Here is a 24,472-nt window from a genome sequence, read left to right on the forward strand (position 1 = left end):
CTCTCCTCCGTCAATGCCCGGATTCAGGTTGGGTTTCCGCGAGGCCGGGGCCTCGACGCACCGGTTGGATGGCACGGCAGCGGCCTGTGGCGGCATGCACCCGCACCAAAGCGCCACACAACGTACCTGCCCCGTCGGCAGGCTGCAATTTGCCTGGCAAATGGGTGGTAAATTTGGGCATGACGCTATCGACACGCATGCCGATGACCGAATCGTAGCTTCCCGTCATGCCCAGGTCACACTGAAACCCGGTCCCACGCGGAAAAATGCGTTGATCGGCTGTCGGCACATGGGTGTGGGTTCCCAACACCGCTGAAACGCGGCCATCGAGATGCCAGGCCATGGCAACCTTTTCCGATGACGCCTCGGCATGGAAATCGACCACGATGACATCGACATCACGCCCCAGGCGGACGGATGCGAGGAGTTTGTCGGCACTTTGAAACGGGCAATCCACGGCATCCATGAATACCCGCCCCAAAAGATTCAAGACGCCGACCCGCACGCCGCCTGGCGTGGCCAATTGCACATACCCCTGGCCAGGCACGCCGGGAGGGTAATTGACAGGACGCAGCAACCGATGATGCGTGCCCAGATAATCGTGTATCTCCGCGTATCGCCAGATGTGATTGCCCGACGTGATGACATCCACCCCCGCCTTGAAAAGCTCATCGGCAATAGCCGGAGTGATGCCAATGCCCGCTGCGGCGTTCTCCCCATTGGCGACAACAAGGTCAACCCCCAGGGCCAGACGCAGATGTCCCAAATGCTGTTGCAGGACACGCCGACCCGGCTTGCCCACCACATCGCCGATCAGGAGGAGCGACAATTCTTCCGGTTTGGTTGCGGTCATGTTCTCCGCCAGAAATTCAGTTGGTTTTTGGACACTTCGACATCGCTGAAAGGCAATACCCGTCCTGCCACGCTTTGCCCGGTTTCATGGCCCTTGCCTGCCAATAAAACAGTATCGCCCGCCGATGCCAGGGTGAAGGCATGTGCGATGGCCATGGCTCGATCACCCATCTCCAGGCAGGTGTGTTTTCCCCCGATTTCAGCGATGCCTGTCAAAATAGCCTGTCGAATGACGGCAGGATCTTCGTTGCGGGGGTTGTCATCGGTTACAATGGTCATATCGGCCAGACAGGCAGCGACACGGCCCATCATCGGGCGTTTCAGCTTGTCTCGATCGCCACCGCAACCAAACAGGAGGAGCAAACGCCCCGGGGTGATGCGCCGGGCGGTCCGCAACAGGCGTTCCAGGGCATCCGGTGTATGGGCAAAGTCGACCACAACAGCAAAAGGTTGACCACCATCAATCCTTTGCATGCGACCTGGGGGAGGGGTAAACCGGGCCAGACCTGTCTGGATCAGAGCGGGAGAGATGGATAGTTGCCAGGCAATCGCAGCCGCAGCCAAGGCATTGGTGACATTGAAATCACCCGGCACGGGCAGATCGACAGTGACTTCACCCGCAGGCGTGACCATCCGGAAGCGGGAACCTTGCCAGGTCATGGCCACGTCACGGGCCTGAAAATCTCCAGTTTCACCCATCTCCCCGGCAAATGTGGCCACCGGTATGTCACCCCTCCGGCATTGTTCCAACAAGACGGGTGCGCGTGGGTCATGCATGTTGATCACGCTGCGCGCACACTGGCCAGCCTGGAACAGGCGCGATTTGGCCGTAAAATAGGCTTCCTCGGTTCCATGGTAGTCCAGATGGTCGCGGGTGAGATTTAAAAAAGCCCCCACATCAAAAAAGATACTGGCCGTGCGGGATTGATCCAAGGCATGCGAAGAGACCTCCATGACCATGGCCGTGCAACCGGAGCCCTGCATCTCTCCCAGCAAAGATTGCAGGGTAATGGGATCGGGTGTGGTCATGGAGGTGGCCTGTTGCACTCCTGGCCAACGATTTCCTGTGGTTCCCATGACGCCAACCCGCTTGCCGCTCACGGACAGAATGGATTCCACCATGGCCGCCACGGTCGTCTTGCCGTTGGTTCCCGTGATCCCGACGGTTTGCATCGTGCGGGCAGGGTGACCGTAAAAGGCTGCGGCCAGCCACGACAACCCCCGACGCGGCTCGGGGTGAATGAACCGGCAGACCCGATTGGCGACAGCCGGATCAGGGGCCCAGCTCCCATCATCCAGAATGGCTGCGGCTCCCCGTTCCAGGGCCTGGTCGATGAAGAGATGCCCATCAGCATGTCTACCCGAGAGGGCAGCAAAGAGAAAACCAGGCGCGACCTGCCGGGAATCGGCTGTCAATCCCGACAAGGGAACATTCGGCCCCGTGCAGACCAGATCGACACAATCTTGCGCCAGAAGATAAGAACCACACCCGTGCAAACCGGCAGATTGGTGTATGGCACAAGCCTCGTTCCCGGCAGATTGGCGTATGGCACAAGCCTCGTTCATTGCAGCTCCAACCGCATGCCCCCATCGGGCAGGGCGATTTCCCGAACGACTCGACCGGAACCCTGAACCTGTGGAATGACGCCCCTCTCGATCAAAACCTCCAGAGACTGCCACAAGCTCATGTCGACCAGGGAGTTCGTTGCCGGTTGATCCTTGGGCTGCTCCGGGTTGAACACATGTCCGGCAATGGGTGGCATGGGGGCATTTTTGGGAATTTCCGGCAACACGGCCAACAAGGGGAGGACTTCCTGGGAGATCTCCTTGAAAACAGGCGCAGCGACGACACCGCCATAATACTGCCCGACAGGCTCGTCCAACCCCACATAGATCAGCAGGCGCGGATGATCCGCCGGGATAAACCCGACGAAAGAGGAGAAATACAACCCGGCTGCGTATCCACCCATGGGGGAGGCCTTTTGTGCCGTGCCGGTCTTCCCGGCAGAGACATACCCCTCCACGGCAGCCTGGGGCGCGGTTCCCTCCGGACCCACCACGTCCGTGAGAATCTTGCGCATCATCTGGGATGTCGCCTCAGAGATGACTTGCGTCGGCGGATTGCGCTTCTGCGGAACCAGCCTGCCATTGACGACACGGCCAGCCGCCAGATGGGGTTGGTAAAGTTGCCCCCCATTGACGATGGCCGCTGCCCCGCTGGCCAACTGTATGGGGGTGACGCTGATACCTTGTCCAAAGGAGCGGTTGGCAAGTCCGACCCGCACATAATGCTTGATATCCGGAAAACGTCCGCTGGCTTCATAATCGAGTTCGATTCCGGTAGGTCGGGCAAAACCGAAACGATGGAGATAGGGCTCCTGTCGTTCGTTCCCGAGCATCAGGCCAATCTTGGCGGCCCCGACGTTGGAGCTTTTCTGCAAAACCTGACTGACAGTCATCATCTGATGTTTCCGGTGGGTGTCCCGAATGCGGCGACCACCCACGACGATGCTGCCACCCTCGATGTCAAGAAGGGTATCCGGCTTGACCACCCCCTGGTCCAGGGCGGCGGAGACGGTAAAAATCTTGAACGTGGACCCTGGTTCAAAGGCATCCATGACCACCCGGTTGCGCCGGTCCTTGGGCTCGCTTTCGGCCAGGTTGTTGGGATTAAAACTGGGTTGGTTCACCATGGCCAGGATATCGCCATTGTCAGGATCGAGGACGACAACCACGCCGGATTGCGCCTTGGTGCGGGTCATGGCCTTGAGCAAAGCGCGGTAGGCTACATACTGGATTGTTGTGTCGATGGTCAAAACCAGGTCGGTCCCCGGGTGGGCGGGTTGCAAAACCTGGGCTTGCGGCATGGGGCGACCCAGACGATCCCGGACGACGAGACGGCTTCCGTCCTTGCCGCGCAGGACTGTTTCAAAGGAACGTTCCAGCCCCTCGACACCGCGCCCGTCAAAATCGACGAAACCGATGATATGGGAGGTCAACTCCCCCAGGGGATAGAAGCGCTGCACTTCCGGAGCAAAAAACAGCGCCGGACCTTCTGCTTCTTCCCCGGTCCGTTGCTCCTTTTCGCGGATCAGCTTCTCCTCCATGGTCTGGATTTTGTCGACAACGTCTGGGGAAAGCCGACGTTTCAAAACCGGAAAGCTCCCCGGACGCGCCTTGCTCAGGCGTTTTTCCAGAGTGGCAACATCCGTATCCAGGAGAGGGGCGAGCCATCTGGCCATCTCACCCGGATCACCCATCCGGTCACGATCCAACGACAGGGTTTTGACCGGCAGGCTCGTGGCCATGGTTCGACCATGGCGATCCAGGATACGGCCACGCACGCCGGGTATGGGCACTTTCTTTTTGTACTGATTGTCGGCCTTTTCGCGTAGACTCTCCCCCTGAAGGATGGTGAGATCCAGGGCGCGGATGCCCAGCAGGGCAAAACACAGAAGAAACATTCCCACGACAAAACGGAGCCGGCTCTGAAAGTGGGCTTCGCTGTCACGAGGCACAAGGGGATTGGGAAGACGCGCCAGGATACCCTGCCGCCCGCCAACCGATGGCGAACGCACGATCCTTTTGGGCCGCACGGGCGCAGGTGGAGGTCGTGCAGCCGATTTATCCTTGGGTCTGCTGAATTTCATGGATCATCCTGGCGCCAGACCCGCCATTGGTCAGAGCGTGGGGGTTCCATGCCCAACTCTTTGCGCGCCCGCCGCTCTATGGTGTTCAAGCCGGTCCGATACACCCATTCTACCTGCAGAGCCTGTTCCTCATCCAGGAGTTGCAGCCTCTCCTTTTGGGCGGCTTCCAGGGCGCGATGGGCCGTCAACATCCAGCTGCGCGAAGCGACGGTGGCCGCCGCAGTGACCACGAGCAGAGCGATCAGAACCAAGGATAGCAACCAATAGGGTCTCATGGAGTGTCCATCCTTTCCGGCAAACGCTCCGCCACACGCACCCGGGCGCTTCGGGCGCGAGGATTTTTTTGTATCTCACTGGGGGAGGGCGTCCAGGGTTTGCGGGTGATCAGACGCAAAACCGGCGATGGGGCGGCTGAAAGGAGAGGGGGCGGCAACCTGGGATGACCGACCAAATCCGGTCGGGCGCCCTGACGAAAAGTCTCTTTGACCAAACGATCTTCCAGGGAGTGAAAACTGATGACCACGATGCGCCCGCCTGGTTTGAGGCAGGATATGCCCGCAGCCAAACCAGACTGGAGTTCCGTCAATTCGTCGTTGACCGCAATACGCAAGGCTTGAAAGGTCCGTGTTGCAGGATGAATCCCTCCGCGTTTATAGGGGAGAGCCCGTTCCAGGAGTTTCGCTAACTGGCGCGTGGTGGTCAATGGCGCTTGAAGGCGCGCTTGTACAATGACGCGGGCAACCCGACGGGCGTACCGCTCATCACCGTGATGAAAGATCAGGTCGGCCAACGCCTGTTGTCCCAGGCGGTTGACCAGATCGGCTGCGGAAGGACCGCTTGCCGGATCCATGCGCATGTCCAAAGGGCCATCCGCCTGGAAGGAAAACCCCCGGTTGGGAACATCCAATTGGTGCGAAGAGACCCCCAGATCGAAAATGATTCCATCCACCAACCCCATGCCAAGACGTTGCAGATGTTCCGTCAATTGGCCAAACCTGCCATGCAGCAAGGTCAGGCGTCCCTGCCAGGCTTGCACGGCCAAGGCGCCATGGGCCACCGCTTCGGGATCCCGGTCCATGGCGATGACGCGACCGTCCGGCGCCATGGCCTCCAGCAAACGAGCACTATGCCCCCCCCCGCCGAAGGTGGCATCGACCAAAATCTGCCCGCTCATCGGCGCCAGGGCGGCAAGCACCTCCTCGGCCATGACCGGGGTGTGATAACACCCGGAGGCCGGATCCAGAGTCAGCCCAGGGCACAAGACAGAAGAGTTGTCGGGGGCATGTAGAATGTCGGTTCTTTCCTGCAATGGTTTTCTCTCCACATTATTCAGGTGCAAACACGCGCACCTTTTGCACGTCCTATGTTACCCATACCTGTCATCTTGAATAACGAATATTATTATTGCAAAATAATTCATATCGACACAATGCAAATCATTTCAATTAAACACCTGTCATTGTTATTTGCCGTGCCGCACCCATACTTGTCGAATCTCTCTGGAGGTAATCGTTCAGAGACCCCCGGACTGTAACCGTTCAGCGCCCCTTCCAGAAAAATCTGGACATGAAAGCCTTTGTCAGGGCTTTTCTGGAAGGGGCGCTGAACGGTTACAAAACGAGGATGAAATCACCTGGAATCCGGGAGCAAAAAGTGGAGATCCGGATCCCTGAAAATCCGGCACGCATGGTCAGGATCCAGGGGTCTGTGGATATAAAACCCCTGCAACTCATCGCAACCGGCGCGTGAGAGTATATTGAACTGCTCCAGATTTTCAACCCCTTCCGCGACAATCTGGAGCCCATGGTTGCGGCCCAGGGCGATGATGGCCGCAACGATGCCCTCGCTCTTGCTGCTGAGATGGATATCCTGGACGAACGAGCGGTCGATCTTCAATGTCTGAATCGGCAACCGGTGCAGACGACTCAGGGAGGAGAAGCCGGTGCCAAAATCATCCAGGGCCACGGTGATGCCCAGGGATTGAAACGCTCCCAGCAGTTCAACGGCCTGGTGGGAACTCTGCATCACCACGCTTTCAGTGATTTCAAACTCCAACATGTGGGGAGGAATGCCCGACGCATCCAAGGCGGCATGCATCATTTTGGGGAAATTCGGATCCAACAACTGGCGGGGCGAGAGGTTGATGGCCATGGTAAACCCTTGCATGCCCGCATCCAGCCAGGCGCGAGCCTGATGGCAGGCCGTCTGGATGATCCACTCCCCCAGCGGCAGAATCAGGCCCGACTCCTCGGCCAGAGGAATGAACTCCATGGGAGAGACGGTCACGTTGCCATCCAGATGCATGCGCACCAGGGCTTCGAATCCGGTAAATCTGTGCGCTTGTGGATTCCATTTGGGCTGATAACAAAGAGTGAACTCCCCTTTGTGAATGGCTCGCCGCAACTGTTCGATTTTGTGCAGGCGCGCCTCCATTTCCAGGCGCGTCCCCGACTCATAGAACTCCCAATGGCCATATCCCAACTCTCTGGCCTTTCTTAAAGCAGTCACGGCGTTTTTGATCAGCAGGTCGGGTTTTTCGCCATCCTGCGGAAAGATGGCCACGCCCATGTTGACCCGGACCGTCGACTCCTTCCCGAAAATCAAAAAGGGTTGATTCAGGGATTCCCGGAGGCGCTCCACCATCAAGGCCACCTGGTCATTATTGGTCAATCCATTGAATATAAAAGCAAATTCGCGATCGCTCCAGCGCGCCAGGGTATCAACCTTGCGTTTGATCTGCCGCAACCGCCGGGCCATCTTTCCCAGAAGCCGCTCTTCGGAGTCCATTGCCAGGTTGTCAAAACTGGTCATGGCCCCATCTTCTGGAGCCAGCAGAACCATGGCGATGATCTCCTGCGTGCCACGGACCTGCCGCATGGCCTGTTTCAGACGATCCTTGAGAAGACGCCGATTGGGCAGACCGGTTAAATGATCCTTGAAGTGGCACTCCCTGAGTTTTTGCATCAGCTGATCTTTTTCCACTTCCACTCCCGCAGTCTCCATCTCCTCTGGCGCCACCTCCACAGGTTGACTGGTGACGGGTTTGACCAGGGAAACGGGCTGCCGTCGATTGACGAACAAGGAGTTGCCGGGAATTTTTTTGGCCTGTTTTTTGGCCTCCGCCGCAAAACGGGAAATTTCCATGAAGCTGGCGATGCGACCCGGTTCGACGACAACCACACCCAGGGAGAGGGATGTCAGGGGATGAAACACCCGTTTGCCTTGGCGATCCTCCGATTCATAACCAGAATTTTTTACATGTTCCAGGTCGAAGAAGGCGACCACGACCTTGGCAAACTCCGCCAGTATTCGTTGGCAACGCGCCTCCCAGTCCGTACTGCGAAAGAGGATGATGAAATCATCGCCGCCGATATGCCCCAGAAAGTCCAGATCATGCTCTACGCAGTCGGAAAGAACCGATGCCGTGGCCTGAATGATGCTGTCTCCTTTTTTAAACCCGTAGACATCGTTGTAGGGTTTGAAATGATCCAGATCACAATAACAGGCGATGAATGGGATTTGACCTTCGATCCACAGGTTGGCGGTGTCGTTGATGGGAACATTGCCCGGCAGCAGGGTCAGCGGATTGGCATGCCGCGCCCCCTGGATCTGCATCTCGGTCAACACCCGCAACAACTCATGGACCGTTCCAACACCCACATAGTTGTCCTGGTCGTAGACGATATAGCCACTGGCCAAAGCGCGATGGGTGTCGTTCAACATTTTTTTGCTGAGCTCCTGGATGGAGATATCCACCCCCACCACATGGGGCTCCTTTTCCATCAGGAGAGAACAGGGTTTGCGCCCGAATAAATCATGGTGAAAGGGGCGGGCCAGGCGCTCCATGAAGGCATGCCGGTTCAACAAACCCACCACCTCGCCATTTTGCATGACCGGCAGCAGATCCAGATGGGGATAATCCTGGAAAAGACCCAACACGTCGATGTTATGGGTCTCCGGGGAAACGACCGGAGCCGACCTGACCAGATCCTTGTTGCCGATGGTGTCGCGCTGCGTCACGGAACGATCCTGGAAGCCTGACTCCCCCAGGAGCAGGTCTTTGACCCCCACAGGGACCAGGGCCAGAGGATCGGGGCGTGGCCGGCCAAGCAAAAAACCCATGCCGTGCGTCACACCCAGACTTTTCGCCACACGCAACTCCTCACGGGTTTCGATACCCTGGGCGATAAGCCGCGCACCAGCTTGTTGCGCCAGAGTTCCCAACGCTGCCAGATGCCGCTGTTTGACCAGGTCGATATCAATGTTCTGGATGAAATAACGATCCACAGTGATATTCTGGATCTGTTGTTCCAAGAGTTGCTCCGGGACCATCCCCGTCACATCCAGATGATGCACGGCCACCGGAAAACGCTTTTGAATCACCTCCTGATCCGCTTCTTGTGCAACCTGCATGATCAAAGGCACGGGAATATCCAGGAGATGATCCAAAAATGGACTCAGGTCGACACGAGGTGATTCGCTGGCGGCCTTGCCGAGGGCCAGTTTCAAAAACAACCAACCTGTCAGATGAATGGCATGAAACCGCTGCAACAGAATGACCCGGCTGATGTGATCCAAAATTTCCACCATGCCACAGCGTTCCGCCACCTGAAACAGTTTGTCCGGTGCGTGCAGCCTGCTGTGGGATGGTCCCCGGATGCGGCCCTGAAAACCGAATATGCGGCCATCACAGAAATCCACCACCGGCTGATAGATGGGCGTCAAATGCTGTTGATGCACAATATTGAGCAGCTCCTTTTTCTGCTCGATGGGCAGATCCACGTCATGGGGCAAGGCCTCTTCCAGGGTCTTCTGGAAAATGTTTTTCAGTTTGTCGGATGGTGTGACATATGTCTCCATATGCTTCTCCTCCTGCGGACCTGTTTGACAACATAAATTTGCAAAGAACCGATTTTATATTATTATTATAATCATTTACAGAAACAGCGACCCTCTGCCCCCCGCCAAGCCCCTCCGGCTAGAAATCAACGCCCTGGATCAGGCCACCATTCCAAAAAGGTGACTCTTCACCACCATTGCAAAAAAAGCGTGGACATGAAGACCTTTGTCGGGGCTTCGCCCCGAACCCCACCAGGACTCTGTCCAAGACCCTGCCAGGGAGCCACCCCCCGAGACCTCAACTCGTGGTCGGGTGGTGAACAGTTACCCGAAAAGATCATAACGACTCAGACACTTTTTCCGTAACCACGCACGGGATCCAGGGAACTGGCCCGCCAGCTGGGGCGGAGATCACCCCTCTTTCCCGGACCGACCTCCAGAGGACTCTGTTTTTTCGACATCCTCCTCTGTGACCTCGGCATCAGCGTCGGATGGAGCTGCCGGGGGAACGTGATATCGATAATGGGCATCTGTTCTGGGCCTGACGCCATCCAGCTTGTGCCCGGTCTCCACGTAGTGAATGGCTTCGGCGACGTTGGTGATGTGGTCGCCGATCCGTTCGAGATTTTTGGCCACGAACAGCAGATGGGTTCCGGGTGTGATGTGCTGGGGGGATTGAATCATCACCATCATGAGGTTATGGAACATGCCGTCGAAGAGGGAGTCGATCTCGGCATCGCCAGTCCAGGTTTGCAACGCAAGTTCGGAGTCTTTCTCAGCCCAGGCCAAACGAAGCTTGGCCAGAAAATCAAGGATCAGCCGCGACATGGGAAGGATGTCGGCAATCCCCTCGACCGGGGTGTAATGGGTCAGGATGGCCACGCGCTTGGCAATATTTTTGGCCATATCCCCCATGCGTTCAAGATCGGAAGATGACTCCAACGCGGCGATAACCCAGCGCAGGTCAACACCTTTGGGTTCACGCAATGCCAGGATGCGCACTGCCAGCTCTTCGACCTTCAGCTCAAGCTCGTCGATGGCGCGGTCGCGTTCGACCACGGTCCGGGCCAGACTTTGATCGATGGTGGTCACGGCTGTCACGGCATCCTGGAGGAGAGATGCGACCAGGTCACACATCTCCAGCACCATGGCATCCAACTGCTCCAGATCCTGGTCGAAGGCGTGATGAATATGTTTTTCCGCAGTGAAATTTTTCATGTCTTTCCTTAACCGAATCGACCCGTAATGTAGTCCTTGGTCTGCTTCTCCCTGGGTTCAACAAAAATCTGGTCGGTGGGACTGAATTCAACCAACTCCCCCAGGTACATGTAGGCAGTAAAATCAGAGATGCGCGCCGCCTGTTGCATGTTATGGGTGACGATGGCGATGGTAAACTCGGTCTTGAGTTCGGCGATAAGCTCTTCGATGTGCATGGTCGAGATGGGATCCAGCGCCGAGGTCGGTTCATCCAGCAGCAACACCTTCGGCTTGACGGCAATGCCGCGGGCGATGCACAGGCGCTGCTGCTGCCCGCCCGAGAGCTTCATCCCGCTTTGGCTCAGATTATTCTTGGTCTCTTCCCACAACGCAGCCTTCCTCAAGGCCCACTCGACACGTTCGTTCATGGCCTCCCGGGAGAGTCTTTCGTGCAGACGGACACCGAAGGCAATATTTTCATAGATCGACATGGGAAAAGGGGTCGGCTTTTGAAACACCATGCCGACCTCGGCGCGCAACAGGCTCACGTCCACGCCCCGATCAAGAATATTTTTACCATCGAGCAGCAGCTCTCCGGTCGCCCGTTGCTCTGGATAGAGATTGTACATGCGATTCATCGTGCGCAGCAACGTCGATTTTCCGCAGCCGGAAGGCCCGATGAATGCGGTGACATGGCGCTTGTATATTTCAAGATTGATATTTTTCAGGGCATGGTGCTTGCCGTAGTAGAAGTCGAGGTTTTTGAAAACCATCTGCGCTTCCAATGCAGGTTTTTTTGCGTTCGCTGGCATCGATCGACTCGTTCTATCCAAAGTTTGGGTCAGACAACCCCTTACTGCTCGTGTTGTGCGCGGAAGAGAACCCGCGCCAGGATGTTCAACCCCAAAATTCCCATTGTAATCAAGAGGACGCCTGCCCAGGCAATCTCCTGCCAATCCTTGAAGGGGCTCATGGCGAATTTGAAGATGGTCACCGGCAGGTTGGCCATCGGTTTATCCAGACCGAGGCTCCAAAACTGGTTTGACAAGGCGGTAAAAAGCAGAGGCGCCGTCTCACCGGCGATGCGCGCCACCGCAAGGAGAACGCCGGTCACCACACCAGCCATGGAGGCCCTCAACGTCACCCTGGTGATGGCGATATATTTGGGCGCACCAAGGGCATAGGCCGCTTCGCGCAAACTGTCCGGAACCAGCCCGAGCATGTTCTCACTGGTCGAGACCACCACCGGCAGGACAATCAGGGCCAGGGCCAGAACACCTGCCATGGCGGAAAAATTTCCCATGGGTGCAACATAAACGGCATAGACGAAGAGACCTATGACGATGGAGGGAGCCGACAGCAAAATGCCATTGATGAAATGGGTGACGTGACCGAGAAGGGAGTGTCTGCCATATTCGGCCAGATAGATGCCGGCCAGGATGCCGATGGGCGTTCCCAACGCCGTCGCCATGGTGATCAAGATCAGGCTGCCCACGATGGCATTGAGCAGACCGCCTGGTTCACTCGCCCCGGGAGGCGGGGTCATCCGGGTCAACAACTCCCAGGAGAGGCCCGTCATGCCGAGCTTCAGGGTGGTGAACAACACCCATGTCAACCAGAACAGGCCAAAGGCCATGGCGAGCAGCGACATGGTCAGGGCTATTTTGTTGACCAGCTTGCGTTTCTTTCTGAGATCCACAAGGCACCTTTCAAATCTTGGCAACTTCCTGCCTTGAGAGGCGCAGGAGCAACAGTTTGGATAGACTCAACACGATAAAGGTTATCACGAACAGAATCAAACCCAGTTCCAACAGAGAGGAGGTATAGAGCGGGGACTCGGCCTCCGCAAATTCGTTGGCCAACGCCGAGGCGATGCTGTTGCCCGGCAGAAAAAGCGAAAAACCGTTGAAATAATTTGTATTGCCGATCAGGAAGGTCACCGCCATCGTCTCCCCGAGCGCCCGCCCCAACCCCAGCATGATGCCACCGATGACACCCACTTTGGTGTAGGGCAACACCACATGCCACATCACCTCCCAGGTGGTGCTGCCGACGCCATAGGCCGATTCCTTGAGCATCGCCGGCGTCACGGCAAAGACATCGCGCATGACAGATGCGATGAACGGAATGATCATGATTGCCAGGATGACCCCGGCGGACAGGATGCCGATACCCATCATGGGGCCTGTAAACAGTTCGCCGATGATGGGCAATGAGCCCAGCGTCGCAGACAAGACCGGCTGTACATATTCGGCAAAGATGGGCGCATAGTAAAGCAGGCCCCACATGCCATAAACAATGGACGGAATGGCCGCCAGCAGCTCGATGGCCATGCCCAACGGAACGCGCAACCAGGGGGGGGAGAGTTCGGTCAAAAACAAGGCGATGCCAAAGCTGACCGGGACCGCTATGATCAGGGCGACGATGGAAGTCGCCAAAGTGCCGTAGATCGGAATCAGGGCGCCAAAATCATCCGCCGGCGGATTCCATTCACCCGACCAAAGAAAAGCGATGCCAAAGCGCTGAATGGATGGCCAGCTACCGTATATCAACGAAATGATGATGGCCAACAACAAAACAAGGGTCAACAACGCAGCCAAACGGGCCATGTTGAAAAACACCGCTTCCTTCAACCGAAAGCTGCCTGGATCCACCCCGCCAGACCCCTTTGCGAACACACTCGACCTTTCATCAGAACCGTTCAGAAGGTAAGGATGGTCCAAGAGTTTCTGTGCCCTCTCCGCTGGTGTCCCGGTCGCGTGCCAAGCACCGGACCCACCCAGACTCTCTTCGTTACCAACACGATTTTTGCTCATAAATAAGCGAATGTTCCAAAGTTGACTTTGCCTCGACACCAACAACCCGGAGGGTTCCGCAGCGGCCCGCGCCGTAACGACCCAAACGACGCGGGCTTTACGCGGCACAACGATTCGGCGCCCTTCACCATTCAACAACCTTGCAAAAAAAGCCTGGACAGGAAAGCCTTTACCGGAGCTTCGTTCCGGATCCCGCCAGGACGCTGTCCAAGGCCCTGCCGGAAGGCCGGACCCTGGACCTTGATGCGTTACCAGGCGATGAATGGTGACCGGCAAAGCTCATTGACCAGCCGGATAAACCGGTTTCCCCGACGCATCCTTGATCTGTCCCCAGGAGGTGCGCACCAGCTCGATCAGGTCTTCCGGCAGCGGAACGTATTTGAGTTCAGTCGCCATCTTGCCGCCGTTCTTGAAGCACCAGTCAAAAAATGCCAGGGATGCAGCACCTTGTTCCGGCTTGTCCTGTTCCTTCTGCATCAGAATGAAGGTGGCCCCGGTGATCGGCCAGGACTCCTTGCCGGGGTTGTTGGTCAGGATTTCATGGAAAGCGGACTTGGTCCAATCGGCGTGCGAGGCAGCAGCCTTGAAGCTCACCTCATCCGGCTTGGGATAGACCCCATCGGCATTTTTCAACAGGGCATAGGTCATCTTGTTTTGCAGCGCATAGGCATACTCCACATAACCGATGGCGCCCGGCAGACGTTGCACGAAGGCGGAAACCCCTTCGTTGCCCTTGCCTCCCAACCCCACGGGCCACTGCACGGCAGTACCCTCACCAACCTTCGTTTTCCACTCGGAGCTGACCTTGGAGAGGTAATTGGTGAAGATGAAGGTGGTACCGGAACCATCCGAACGCCGCACCACCGCGATCACCTGCTTCGGCAGTTCGAGGCCCGGATTCAATGCGGCGATGGCCTTGTCATCCCACTGGGTGATTTTGCCCAGGTAAATGTCGGCCAGCACCTCGGGACTCAGGTGCAACTCGCCGGGTTTGATCCCTTGCAGGTTGACCACCAATACTTCACCCCCGATAACAGCCGGAAATTGCACCAGCCCCTGTTTCTCCAGCTCTTCGGATTTGAGCGGCATGTCGGAAGCGCCAAAGTCAACGGTCCTGGCCGTGATCTGCTTGATGCCGCCACCGGAACCAATGGATTGATAGTTGATCTTGTGGCTTGTCGCCTTCTGGTAGGCATCCGCCCACTTGGCATAGAGAGGGGCAGGAAAGCTGGCCCCGGCCCCGGTCACTTCCGCAGCCGCCGCACTCTGCGCCATCAGCACGGATGAAGCGGCAACCAACGATACCGTCAACCATTTTTTCGCATCGAACATCTGTTGTTCTCCTGGAAACTTTTGCGGCAATTGAGTAGAATCAATAGCCTGTTTCTGTCGAACGCCGCCCCCTGCCCCCCCTTCCTTCACCCGGGATGGTCAGCCGTGGCCGCGCGAAATCAAATCACGAGATGTCAGAGCGCTCTGAATGTGCAACGTCGTCACAAAGGCAATTATAATGCCAAAAATAAATCAATCCATCTCTTCCCGAATCCAGGAGAGATGACACGACCGGTGCGTTTTTTTATGATGCATTTACATAACAACTGTTTGCACAACAAACGACCGGTCATTCCAAGCCATGTTTCATCCTTGTCGCACGCCTGTTCATCCCGCACATCACGACGCCATTCTGCAAGAATCGTTGCGATCATGCGCAAAGATTCTTTGGACCGACCAAGAACCTTTGCCCTCGTGCAGCGAGCCTGCAACATGAACCTCACATCCATCATCCTCGCCTCGTGCAGCGAGCCTGCAACATGAACCTTACATCCATCATCCTCGCATGGACATGAACCCCACATCCATCATCTTCGCCTGGATCAGCGAAGCGGATCTGGAGGCGGCCCGAGCCGACAGGAAGAAGGATCAGGGCAACCTGGTCCAGGTTTTACGGATGCGGGAGTTTCATGAGATCCATCTTCTGGCCAGCCAGGACGAGAAGACCGCGCAAGGTTTTGCCTCCTGGCTGAGCGCCCGCACGACAACCGTGGTCTCCCTGCACATGGCGCCCCTGACCGACGCCAGCGATTACGGAGAGATCTGCCGGGCTGCGCTGCGGGTGGTGGAACCGGTTGCCACCCGCATGGGCAGTTCGGACCAGATCAGTTTTTTCCTGGGAGCCGGCACGGGGAGCATGGCAGCCATCTGGATTCTGCTGGCCAAGGCCGGGTTTCCCAACGCCCGTTTGCTGGAGATCACGCCGGAACAGAAAGTCCGGGATGTCACCATCCCCTTTTCCATCAACACCGACATGCTGCCGGATCTTTTGCGCACCCGGGATCAGCAACTGGTCCGTCTGGCCTCCGAAGGTTTCCGGGTCGAACACCCTGAGTTTGCCTCCATCGCCTTTCAGTGCGACGCCATGCGGCGGGTGGTGGAAAAGGCCACCCTGGTGGCCAGCCGGCAAATCCCTGTCCTGATCCAGGGTGAGTCCGGAACCGGCAAGGAGTTGCTGGCACGGGCGATTCACAATACCAGCCTGCAACGAAGCGGCCCGTTTGTGGCCATCAATTGTGGCGCCATTCCGGACAATCTTGTGGAAGCCGAATTGTTTGGCCATGAAAAAGGCGCCTTTACCGGAGCCTTGACCAACCGCAAGGGGTACTTTGCCCAGGCTGACGGCGGGACGGTCTTTCTGGACGAAATCGGCGAGCTGCCACCCTCCATTCAGGTCAAACTGCTGCGGGTGCTCCAGGAGCGGGTGGTCACCCCTGTCGGCTCGTGCGACGCGCACCCCGTCACTTTTCGCCTGATCGCCGCCACCAACAAAAATCTCCTGGAAGAGATGGTGGAGGGTCGTTTTCGCGAGGATCTTTTTCACCGTATCGCCGTGGCGATTTTGCTGCTGCCACCCCTGATGGCCCGTGGCCGCGATATCGAACTTTTGACGGATCGCATCCTGGAGCAGATCAACCAGGAGTGTCGGGAACAACCCGGATTTCGCCGCAAATCCCTGACGGAGAACGCCCGCAAGGTTCTCCAGGAGCACCGCTGGCCGGGCAATATCCGCGAATTGCAGAACACCCTCAACCGGGCCGCCGTCTGGACGCCGGGGGAGATGATTCGGGGCCGGGACATCCGCGACGCCCTGCTGCCGGAATATTCCGGCGGAGGAGCCAACGATCAGATCCTCAGTCGCCCACTGGGATCAGGATTCCGGCTGACGGACCTCCTTTCCGAGGTGGCCGACCACTACATGCACCGCGCCCTGGCCGAGAGTCACAACAACAAGGCCCAGGCCACCCGTCTGGTCGGCCTGCCCAACGCAACCACCTTTGCCAACTGGCTGAAAAAATATCCCTGGGATGCAGATCGCGGGAAAAAAGATTAACGACAGCTCAGACAGCATCCTTGGTCAGATAGTCCTGAATCTCCCGTTCCATGCGCAAAGCCTTGCTGTCTTCGGCGACCAGGGTGCGTTTCCATGCGCCCAACGCCGCCCGGGGAATGAGAAAATCCTTGCCGAACAGGTAATCTTCCGGAAGTTTCCCCTGTTTTTTCAATATGTTGACATATTTTCCCGGAATATTGTCCGTCAGGGGGATCAGGGGCACATCCGTCGTTCTGCCATCCTTTTCGATGCGCGCCATGCGGCGACCCAGGTAGGTGATCTTATAACCCTCCTCATCATCAAAGATCACGTCGCTTCTGACATCACTCTCCTCCAACTTCTTCGCCTCTTCAAACGGATTTTTATGATCCAGAGTCAGAGCAGGGGCCTTGTATTTTTCGATGGTCTCACGCAGAGACTCCAGATTTTGCACCAGAACCAGGATCATCTGATCCTTGAACCGATCACGGCAGTGCGGAGAGAGATCGAGGAGAAACTTGTTGGTAAAACGAAGAAGAACGCACTCCTCCTCGGCCACCACGCTGGTGACGCGGACCCGGGGCGTCAGGAACGAAACCTCACCGAAGACTTGTCCAGGCTTGAGGAACGCCAGAGGATTCATAAAGGGCTTTTTGAAGACACAGGCAGACCCGCGCAAAAGAATATAACACGTGTCACCCAAATCCCCCTCGTTCAGGATGGGCTGATTGGGGGGAACCCGCAAAAGTTCCGCGTTGCTGTGTTCGACAATCTCCTCTTTGTACCCTTCCGGGAAGTCCTTGAAAAAAGGAATCCTGTCCAGGAGTTTTTTCTGGATCATGTTTGCACCTCCTCAACCTGCCCGGGCCAGGCACATCACAAGCCACGCGATCTGTCAATTGGTTCGTTATTGTTGGTATGGCTCCAAGGTGGCTCTGCCCTCAGATCGGGCACACCAGATGGCCCAGCTTCTCTGTCAGCTTGATATTTTCCGCATAATCCACCGGGCAATCTATGATGGTGACCGTTTTGTCGGCAAGCGCCTGCCGCAGGATCGGCAGCAAATCCTGTGCGGACTCGACTCGACAACCCTTGGCTCCGAAGCTTTCTGCATACTTGACGAAGTCGGGATTGTTGAAGCCTATGTGGCTTTCGCGCCCGAAATGGTTCATCTGTTTCCACTGGATCAAGCCATATTTGGCATCATTCCAGATCAGGATGACAATGGGCAGGCCAATGCGCATGGCGGTCTCGATCTCCTGCGAATTCATCAGGAAACCCGCATCGCCGGTGACGGCCACGGCTGCACGTTCGGGATGCACGAGCTTTGCGGCCATGGCGCCTGGAACGGCGATACCCATGGCAGCAAAGCCATTGGAGATGATGCAGGTATTGGGACGCTCCGCCTTGAACATGCGGGCCATCCACATTTTATGCGCCCCCACATCGGAAACGACGATATCTTCCGGATCCAGGGCCTGACGCAAATCCCAGATGATTTTTTGGGGTTTGATCGGAAACCCGGTATCCTCGGCATACTGTCCGATCTCTGCGACGATGGATTGGCGCAGGGTATCGGCCAGACGCTGCCGACGGCTTCTGGCCTCGGCAGCGATCCCTTTCAGTGCGGCGGCAATCTCGCCCACGACCCCCACCTCGACAACGTAATGCGCGTCCACCTCAGCGGGACTGGCGTCGATGTGGATGATTTTCCGATTCCGATCCCTGTGCCACAGATAGGGGTGGTATTCGACGATATCGTAGCCCACACAGATGATCACATCGGCGCGGTCGAAGCCGCACGAGACATAATCATGGGCCTGCAAGCCCACGGCGCCGAGACACAAATCGTGCGAGAAGGGAATCACCCCCTTGGCCATGAAGGTGGTGGCGACAGGAATGTTCAACTTTTCAGCAAAGTCCACCAGTTGATCGCCGGCCTTGCCCCGAATGACCCCATTGCCGGCCATGATGATGGGATAGTGTGCGTCCGAAATGATCCGGGCAGCCTGGCTTATCTTTTCCTGGGGAGGTACGGGTTGGCGGGCCTGTTGAGCCTTGAGAGGAAACTGGTCGGCGACGACCATTTCAGCCATGTTTTCCGGAAAATCGATGAAGGCGCAGCCGGGCTTTTCCGTCTGGGAGACCTTAAAGGCCTTGCGCACCACCTCGGGAATCACACCCGGGTCCAAAATTTGCGTGGTGTATTTGGTAATGGGACGAAAGAGATTGACCAGATCCAAAACCTGGTGACTCTCCTTGTGCAGACGGGTGGTGGCGGCCTGTCCGGCGATGGCCACCACGGGGGCGCGATCCATGTTGGCATCGGCAACACCGGTGATCAGATTGGTGGCTCCCGGCCCCAGGGTTGCCAGGCAAACACCGGCCCGACCGGTCAGACGACCATATACGTCCGCCATGAAGGCGGCGCCCTGCTCATGACGCACCGTGATGAACTGGATCGGACTCCCCAAAAGAGCATCCATGATATCCAGGTTTTCCTCGCCCGGTATGCCGAATATGGTGGAAACACCCTCATTCTCAAGACACTTTACAAACAATTCAGCAGCTTTCATGGAAAATCTCCGGTATTGGCATCAAGTGGCCTGGAGCATCTGGAACTGGATCCATCAGCACACATCACGGCCCGTCGAACCGCGCATATGGACCATGGCAGTATCGCACGCATGGTGTCCGGTCGTCGATCACTCCCGTTGCAACAATCGCCGGATCGTCTGTCATTGCGCGGATCGTTCCCGAAGTGATATCGTTCAGCGTCAAACTGTTGCGCCGGACATTGAGTATTCAGCCGCCAAGAAAGATTGCAAAACATGCCGCTCCAACCCGAGCTGTTGAGCCAAATTCTCGTCTTCCGTGGCGTGGACTCTCGGGAACTGGCTCAATTCCTGGGCGAATGCCCGCTCCTCGATACCGGGGCAGGGCATGTGCTGCTGGATCCGAACCACCCATCCAGCAATATGTACGTTGTTTTATCCGGTATTTTAGGCGTCCATCTTGGCCACGAGGCCATCGGGGAACGAATCAAGACCATCACCACGGGCGGTTCCGTGGGAGAGATGTCGCTCATGCGCCGACTGCCTCCCAGCGCCTATGTCATGGCCGTGGAGCCTTCCCGCCTTTTGGTCATCGATGAGGCGCTTTTTTGGCCCCTGCTGGAACGATTTCCTCTTGTCGCCCTCAATCTCATACGCATGTTGTCCGACTGGCTGGGCGAAAGCTCCGATCTTCTGCTCGAACGTCAGAACCGGTTGATCAGACGTTCCCAGGAGTTGGCCTGGGAGCACGCCAAGTTGGAACACATGGTCCGTCTGGGGATCTCCCTTTCCGGCGAGCGCGACGAGGCAACGCTGCTGGAACTGTTTCTGAACGGCGCCATGGAGGTCTCCGGAGCGGACGGCGGCGTCCTGTACGTATGCACACAAGAAAAAAAACTGGAGTTCCGCATCGTCCGCGCCAACTCTCTGGGCATCCATCTGGGTGGCAAGGGAACCTACCCGCCACCTTTTCCCAGTCTTCTCATGTATGATACGCCCCATGGTCAGCCCAATCATGCCCATGTCGCCACGCATGTGGCCCATTTGCGGCAGGTCGTCAACGTTGCGGATGTGTATGCGGCCCAGGAGTTCGACTACTCCTCCATGCACCGTTTCGACAAATTGACTGGTTATCAAACCCGATCCCTGTTGGTCGTACCCCTGATATCACGGCGTGGCGAAATTTTGGGCATCCTGCAACTCTTCAACGCCCACGATTCCCAATCCGGGGCGATCGTCCCTTTTTCGATGGATATCCAGAAATTCATCGAAGCCGTGGCAGCCCAGGCCGCCATTTCCATTGAGGTGCAAAACCTCGTCGTTTCTCAGGGTCAGCTCATGGATGCCTTCATCGAGATGCTCGTGGCAGCCATCGACGCCAAATCCCCCTATACCGGAGGGCATTGTTCACGGGTACCAGAACTGGCGCGCATGCTCGCAGAGGCAACCTGTGCCCAGAAAGATGGACCATTGGCCGATTTTGCCCTAACCACGGATGAAGAGTGGCACGAGTTCAAGGTCGCCTCGCTGCTGCATGACTGTGGCAAAGTGATCACCCCGGATACTATCGTGGACAAAGCCACCAAACTGGAAGCCGTCTACAATCGCATACACGAAGTTCGTACCCGCTTTGAAGTGTTGTGGCGCGATGCCGAGGTGAGTTATTGGCGTCGACGTGCCCTGGAAGCCCCCTCTCCAGAGCAACTGGTGACCATGGAGCAGGAGTTGGCGGCAACCCGGCAAACCTTGCAGGAAGAGTTTGCCTTTGTGGCCGAATGCAATGTTGGCAGTGAATTCATGGGTTCCGCTGCCCAGAAACGGCTGCGGGAGATTGCCTCCCGGCGTTGGGTACGCCATTTCGATCATACGTTGGGACTTTCCCACGAAGAGTTGCGCCTGCACCCTCCCCCCCATGACAGAACCCCGCCACCCGTTGAAGAGTCTCTGCTCGTCGACCGCCCTGAACACGTCGTTCTCCGCGAGGGCGCCCATCCCTATGGCAAGAATCCATGGGGCTTCAAGACACCCGTGCCGCCCGCAGTGTCCAACTTCGGTGAATTGTACAACCTCTCCATTACCCGGGGCACCTTGAACACGGAAGAACGGTTCAAAATCAACGAGCATGTCATCCAAACCTACATCATCCTGAAACACCTTCCCTTCCCCAAGGAACTCTCCCGGGTTCCGGAGTATGCCGGATCCCACCACGAAAACATGATCGGGACTGGTTATCCCCGCCAGTTGACCAAAGAACAACTGCCCATACCTGCCCGCATCCTGGCCATCGCGGACATCTTCGAGGCATTGACTGCCTGGGACCGACCGTATAAAAAGGCCAAGAAACTGGGAGAGGCGTTACGCATCATGGCATCCATGGCCAAAGAGGGGCATGTTGACCCGGATCTGTTCAATCTGTTTCTGACCAGCGGGATCTACCGTGCCTATGCCGAACGCTTTCTCCACCAGGAGCAGTTGGATGCCGTGGATCCCCAGGAGTTTCTCCTGCCGGTCGGCACGGAATAGGGTTTCCCCCTCTCTCCGGAAAATCCCCTTCCGGGGAGAACGCACAACGCACCAGCTGTCGTCACAAGGAGCGTAGCCGTGTTCATGGGACATGCGAAATGGTCGGAAGAGTTGAGCGTCAACGTTCCCACCATCGATGCGGATCACAAAAAGTTGTTTATCCTTCTCAATGACCTGTTCGCCGCCTGTTTTGCCGGTGTCGGCAACGAGGTCGTCCATGAAACCCTGCAAGCCCTGACCGATTATTCGCAATACCATTTTTCCCGCGAGGAATCCCTTTTGCAGGAGTTGGGTTGTCCGGATATTGAAAAACAGATCCACGAACATCGTTATTTTATTGGCCAACTCGGGGACATTGCCCGGCAGGGCACGGCAACGAATGGTGAGGAGGTCGTGCTTTTCCTGAAGGATTGGCTGTTGCACCATATTCTGGAAGTGGACAAACTGGCCTTCGCCTCACGAAAATAGCCAACAGCTGCACTCCATTCTGCCCCATGGACCCACACCCCTCCGCCCCTCGCAGGTGATATGCCTCCCGCCCAGCCAGACCCGGAACTGATGCTACAGGAAGGGGTGCGGCTACATCAGGCGGATCATTTGGACTTGGCAAAAGGTCTCTATCGCCGGGTGTTGGATCAACAACCCGGACATCCCGACGCGCTGCATCTGCTGGGCCTGGTTTGCCATCAACAAGGGGATCCGGCCCAGGCCATCCAACTGATCTCCCAAGCGATTGCCGGTTGGCCTGATCACCCGGTCTATTACGCCAACCTGGGGCTGGTGTTGCAGAAAAGTGGAGAACTGGCTGGGGCCGTGGCGTGTTATCACAAGGCATTGTCCATCAAACCGGACTATGCCGAAGCCTGCAACAATCTGGGTACGGCCCTTCTGGAACAGGGAGACCCGGTCGAAGCCGGGGTATTGTTGCATCGGGCCGTGACGCTGCAACCCGATTATCCGGAGGCGCACAATCATTTGGGGTTGGTCCTTCAGCAGTTGGGGGATCTTGCGGGCGCCATCTCTGCCTACCGCCGGGCGTTGCATCTGCGTCCCGAGTGGCCGGAGGCCCAGCTCAACCTGGGATCTTCCCTGCGCCAACAAGGGGAATGGGCTGCTGCAACAGCCTGTTATCAACGCATTCTTGCCAAAAATTCGGATTATCCAGAGGCTTGGTTCAATCTTGGCAACGTCCTGCGTGACCAGGGCAATCCACAGGATGCGGTCCACTGTTATCGTCAGGCCCTCGTCCAATCTTCAAATTATTTCAAGGCGCACAACAACCTGGGCTGCGCACTGCAAGATCTGGATGAACCGGATGCCGCCATGGCCTGTTTTCGCCGGGCCCTGGCCATCGCCCCGAACCACCCCGAGGCCCACAACAATCTGGGCATTCTGCTGCACCAAAAGGGTGACGCAGAAGGCGCCCTGGCGTGTTTCCAACAGGCCCTGGCCCTCGCGCCGGACTATGCGGATGCCCACTGCAACCGGGCCATGATTTGGCTCGGCGGCGGAAATTTCGCCCAGGGATGGCAGGAATATGAGTGGCGCTGGCGGCAGGAAGGCACCCGTCATCCCCCACCCCCCCCAGCCTCCTCTCTCTGGCGGGGAGAGCCCTGTGCCAACCAAAACATTCTGCTGCAAGCCGAACAAGGTTTGGGAGACACCCTTCAGTTTATCCGCTATGTCCGCCTGATTCGTCAGCAAGGTGGTCGGGTCAGCGTCACCTGCCAGCCTCCCTTGGCCCGGCTGCTGGGTGCGATGGCCGGAATAGACGCCACCTTTCCTCCAGAATCCACCCCGCCCGATTTTGCCTGGCACACTCCCCTGCTCTCTTTGCCTGGTGTGTTCGGCACCACCCTGGCAACCATTCCGGCGGAGATACCCTACATCCACCCGGAGACGGCGCTGGCCGCCACCTGGAAAAAGCGTTTACAGCCCAAAAAACGTCTGCATGTGGGTCTGGTCTGGCGCGGCTCGAAAAGCTATCGGCACAACCGGTTCCGTTCCCTCTCCGCCAACCTTTTTTCCGGGTTTTTGCGCCATGCGGAGGCGGCCTTCTACGGGTTGGTCAAAGAGCCCCTCACCAATGAAATGGATGCTCTCCTGCATAAGAAAAATTTCATCCACTGCGGTCCCGATCTCCAGGATTTCGCCGATACAGCCGCCCTCGTGACCCACCTGGATCTGATCATCAGCGTGGACACGGCCATGGCTCATCTGGCCGGGGCCATGGGCAAACCGGTTTGGTTGCTCCTCCCCTTTGCCGCCGATTGGCGTTGGTTGCGCACGACAACCCGCTCACCTTGGTACCCCGGCATGCACCTGTTTCGCCAACCCCGACCCGGCGACTGGCATACCGTGATCGATCAGGTGGCGCATCAATTGGATGAAGCGATGCGCGACCCCTCCTCCCCTCTGCCTTGAACCGTGGTTCATCATGGGGCTTTGTCCCTCTTTGTCGAAGTGGACCAACCGACATGATTTGAAGTGTTCACTTTTCGTGACTATTCCGCACTCTTTCAAGAAAAGCCTGGATATGAAAGCCTTTGTCAGGGCTTCGCCCCGAACCCCACCAGGACGCTGTCCTGGACCTGCCAGGGAGCCAGCCCCCTGGACCCCGATTCATGGTTGAGCTGTTCCCGGAGCATTGGTACATTTCTGCACATCAGACCAACA

At 57.2% G+C, this 24,472-nt stretch carries 18 protein-coding genes; 4 read left to right on the top strand and 14 right to left on the bottom strand.

Annotation, left to right across the window (positions count from 1 at the left end):
• Nucleotides 1-10: 10 nt before the first annotated feature.
• The 12 genes from HQL63_00340 to HQL63_00395 form a co-directional block, all read right to left on the bottom strand.
• A complete protein-coding gene (locus tag HQL63_00340; protein MBF0175285.1) occupies nucleotides 11-853 on the bottom strand; it encodes a YmdB family metallophosphoesterase in 843 nt (280 codons plus the stop codon).
• Complete coding sequence (locus HQL63_00345) at nucleotides 850-2,418, bottom strand: UDP-N-acetylmuramoyl-L-alanyl-D-glutamate--2,6-diaminopimelate ligase (protein MBF0175286.1); 1,569 nt, start codon at nucleotides 2,416-2,418, stop codon at nucleotides 850-852. Before HQL63_00345 ends, HQL63_00340 begins: the two co-directional genes overlap by 4 nt.
• Complete coding sequence (locus HQL63_00350; protein MBF0175287.1) at nucleotides 2,415-4,502, bottom strand: penicillin-binding protein 2; 2,088 nt, start codon at nucleotides 4,500-4,502, stop codon at nucleotides 2,415-2,417. The genes HQL63_00345 and HQL63_00350 overlap by 4 nt, the downstream gene beginning before the upstream one ends.
• Entirely contained in the window at nucleotides 4,499-4,777 is a 279-nt protein-coding gene (locus HQL63_00355) for a cell division protein FtsL (protein MBF0175288.1), read from the bottom strand. The genes HQL63_00350 and HQL63_00355 overlap by 4 nt, the downstream gene beginning before the upstream one ends.
• Nucleotides 4,774-5,709: a 16S rRNA (cytosine(1402)-N(4))-methyltransferase RsmH gene (gene rsmH, locus HQL63_00360; protein MBF0175289.1), complete on the bottom strand. Its 936-nt coding sequence runs from the start codon at nucleotides 5,707-5,709 to the stop codon at nucleotides 4,774-4,776. Before rsmH ends, HQL63_00355 begins: the two co-directional genes overlap by 4 nt.
• Nucleotides 5,710-6,131: 422 nt before the next feature.
• Nucleotides 6,132-9,362, bottom strand: a complete 3,231-nt coding sequence (locus HQL63_00365; GenBank protein ID MBF0175290.1) for an EAL domain-containing protein — start codon at nucleotides 9,360-9,362, stop codon at nucleotides 6,132-6,134.
• Between the two features lie 390 nt (nucleotides 9,363-9,752).
• Nucleotides 9,753-10,559, bottom strand: coding sequence for a phosphate signaling complex protein PhoU (gene phoU, locus HQL63_00370; GenBank protein ID MBF0175291.1), 807 nt, complete (start codon nucleotides 10,557-10,559; stop codon nucleotides 9,753-9,755).
• Between the two features lie 8 nt (nucleotides 10,560-10,567).
• A complete protein-coding gene (gene pstB, locus HQL63_00375; GenBank protein ID MBF0175292.1) occupies nucleotides 10,568-11,350 on the bottom strand; it encodes a phosphate ABC transporter ATP-binding protein PstB in 783 nt (260 codons plus the stop codon).
• A gap of 41 nt (nucleotides 11,351-11,391) precedes the next feature.
• Entirely contained in the window at nucleotides 11,392-12,237 is an 846-nt protein-coding gene (gene pstA, locus HQL63_00380; protein ID MBF0175293.1) for a phosphate ABC transporter permease PstA, read from the bottom strand.
• A gap of 10 nt (nucleotides 12,238-12,247) precedes the next feature.
• The gene (gene pstC / locus HQL63_00385) at nucleotides 12,248-13,354 is read right to left on the bottom strand and encodes a phosphate ABC transporter permease PstC (protein ID MBF0175294.1); all 1,107 of its coding nucleotides are present in this window, start codon (nucleotides 13,352-13,354) and stop codon (nucleotides 12,248-12,250) included.
• A gap of 279 nt (nucleotides 13,355-13,633) precedes the next feature.
• The gene (pstS, locus tag HQL63_00390; GenBank protein MBF0175295.1) at nucleotides 13,634-14,686 is read right to left on the bottom strand and encodes a phosphate ABC transporter substrate-binding protein PstS; all 1,053 of its coding nucleotides are present in this window, start codon (nucleotides 14,684-14,686) and stop codon (nucleotides 13,634-13,636) included.
• A gap of 173 nt (nucleotides 14,687-14,859) precedes the next feature.
• Entirely contained in the window at nucleotides 14,860-15,060 is a 201-nt protein-coding gene (locus tag HQL63_00395; protein MBF0175296.1) for a hypothetical protein, read from the bottom strand.
• A gap of 131 nt (nucleotides 15,061-15,191) precedes the next feature.
• On the opposite strand from HQL63_00395, the gene HQL63_00400 reads away from it, so the two are divergent.
• Nucleotides 15,192-16,739: a sigma 54-interacting transcriptional regulator gene (locus tag HQL63_00400; GenBank protein MBF0175297.1), complete on the top strand. Its 1,548-nt coding sequence runs from the start codon at nucleotides 15,192-15,194 to the stop codon at nucleotides 16,737-16,739.
• Nucleotides 16,740-16,746: 7 nt separating this feature from the next.
• On the opposite strand, the gene HQL63_00405 is transcribed toward HQL63_00400, so the two are convergent.
• A complete protein-coding gene (locus HQL63_00405; protein ID MBF0175298.1) occupies nucleotides 16,747-17,559 on the bottom strand; it encodes a cyclic nucleotide-binding domain-containing protein in 813 nt (270 codons plus the stop codon).
• Nucleotides 17,560-17,659: 100 nt separating this feature from the next.
• Nucleotides 17,660-19,294: an acetolactate synthase large subunit gene (locus HQL63_00410; GenBank protein MBF0175299.1), complete on the bottom strand. Its 1,635-nt coding sequence runs from the start codon at nucleotides 19,292-19,294 to the stop codon at nucleotides 17,660-17,662.
• A gap of 255 nt (nucleotides 19,295-19,549) precedes the next feature.
• On the opposite strand from HQL63_00410, the gene HQL63_00415 reads away from it, so the two are divergent.
• The 3 genes from HQL63_00415 to HQL63_00425 all read left to right on the top strand — a co-directional run bounded on the left by HQL63_00415 (nucleotide 19,550) and on the right by HQL63_00425 (nucleotide 24,220).
• Nucleotides 19,550-21,796, top strand: coding sequence for a GAF domain-containing protein (locus HQL63_00415; GenBank protein MBF0175300.1), 2,247 nt, complete (start codon nucleotides 19,550-19,552; stop codon nucleotides 21,794-21,796).
• An 84-nt stretch (nucleotides 21,797-21,880) separates the two neighbouring features.
• Nucleotides 21,881-22,264 carry a hemerythrin family protein gene (locus tag HQL63_00420; GenBank protein ID MBF0175301.1) on the top strand — a complete coding sequence of 128 codons (384 nt, stop codon included), beginning with the start codon at nucleotides 21,881-21,883 and terminating at the stop codon, nucleotides 22,262-22,264.
• 60 nt (nucleotides 22,265-22,324) lie between these two features.
• Nucleotides 22,325-24,220: a tetratricopeptide repeat protein gene (locus HQL63_00425; protein ID MBF0175302.1), complete on the top strand. Its 1,896-nt coding sequence runs from the start codon at nucleotides 22,325-22,327 to the stop codon at nucleotides 24,218-24,220.
• Nucleotides 24,221-24,472 lie beyond the last annotated feature (252 nt).

It is taken from the genome of Magnetococcales bacterium, assembly GCA_015231175.1.
Classification (GTDB): domain Bacteria; phylum Pseudomonadota; class Magnetococcia; order Magnetococcales; family DC0425bin3; genus HA3dbin3.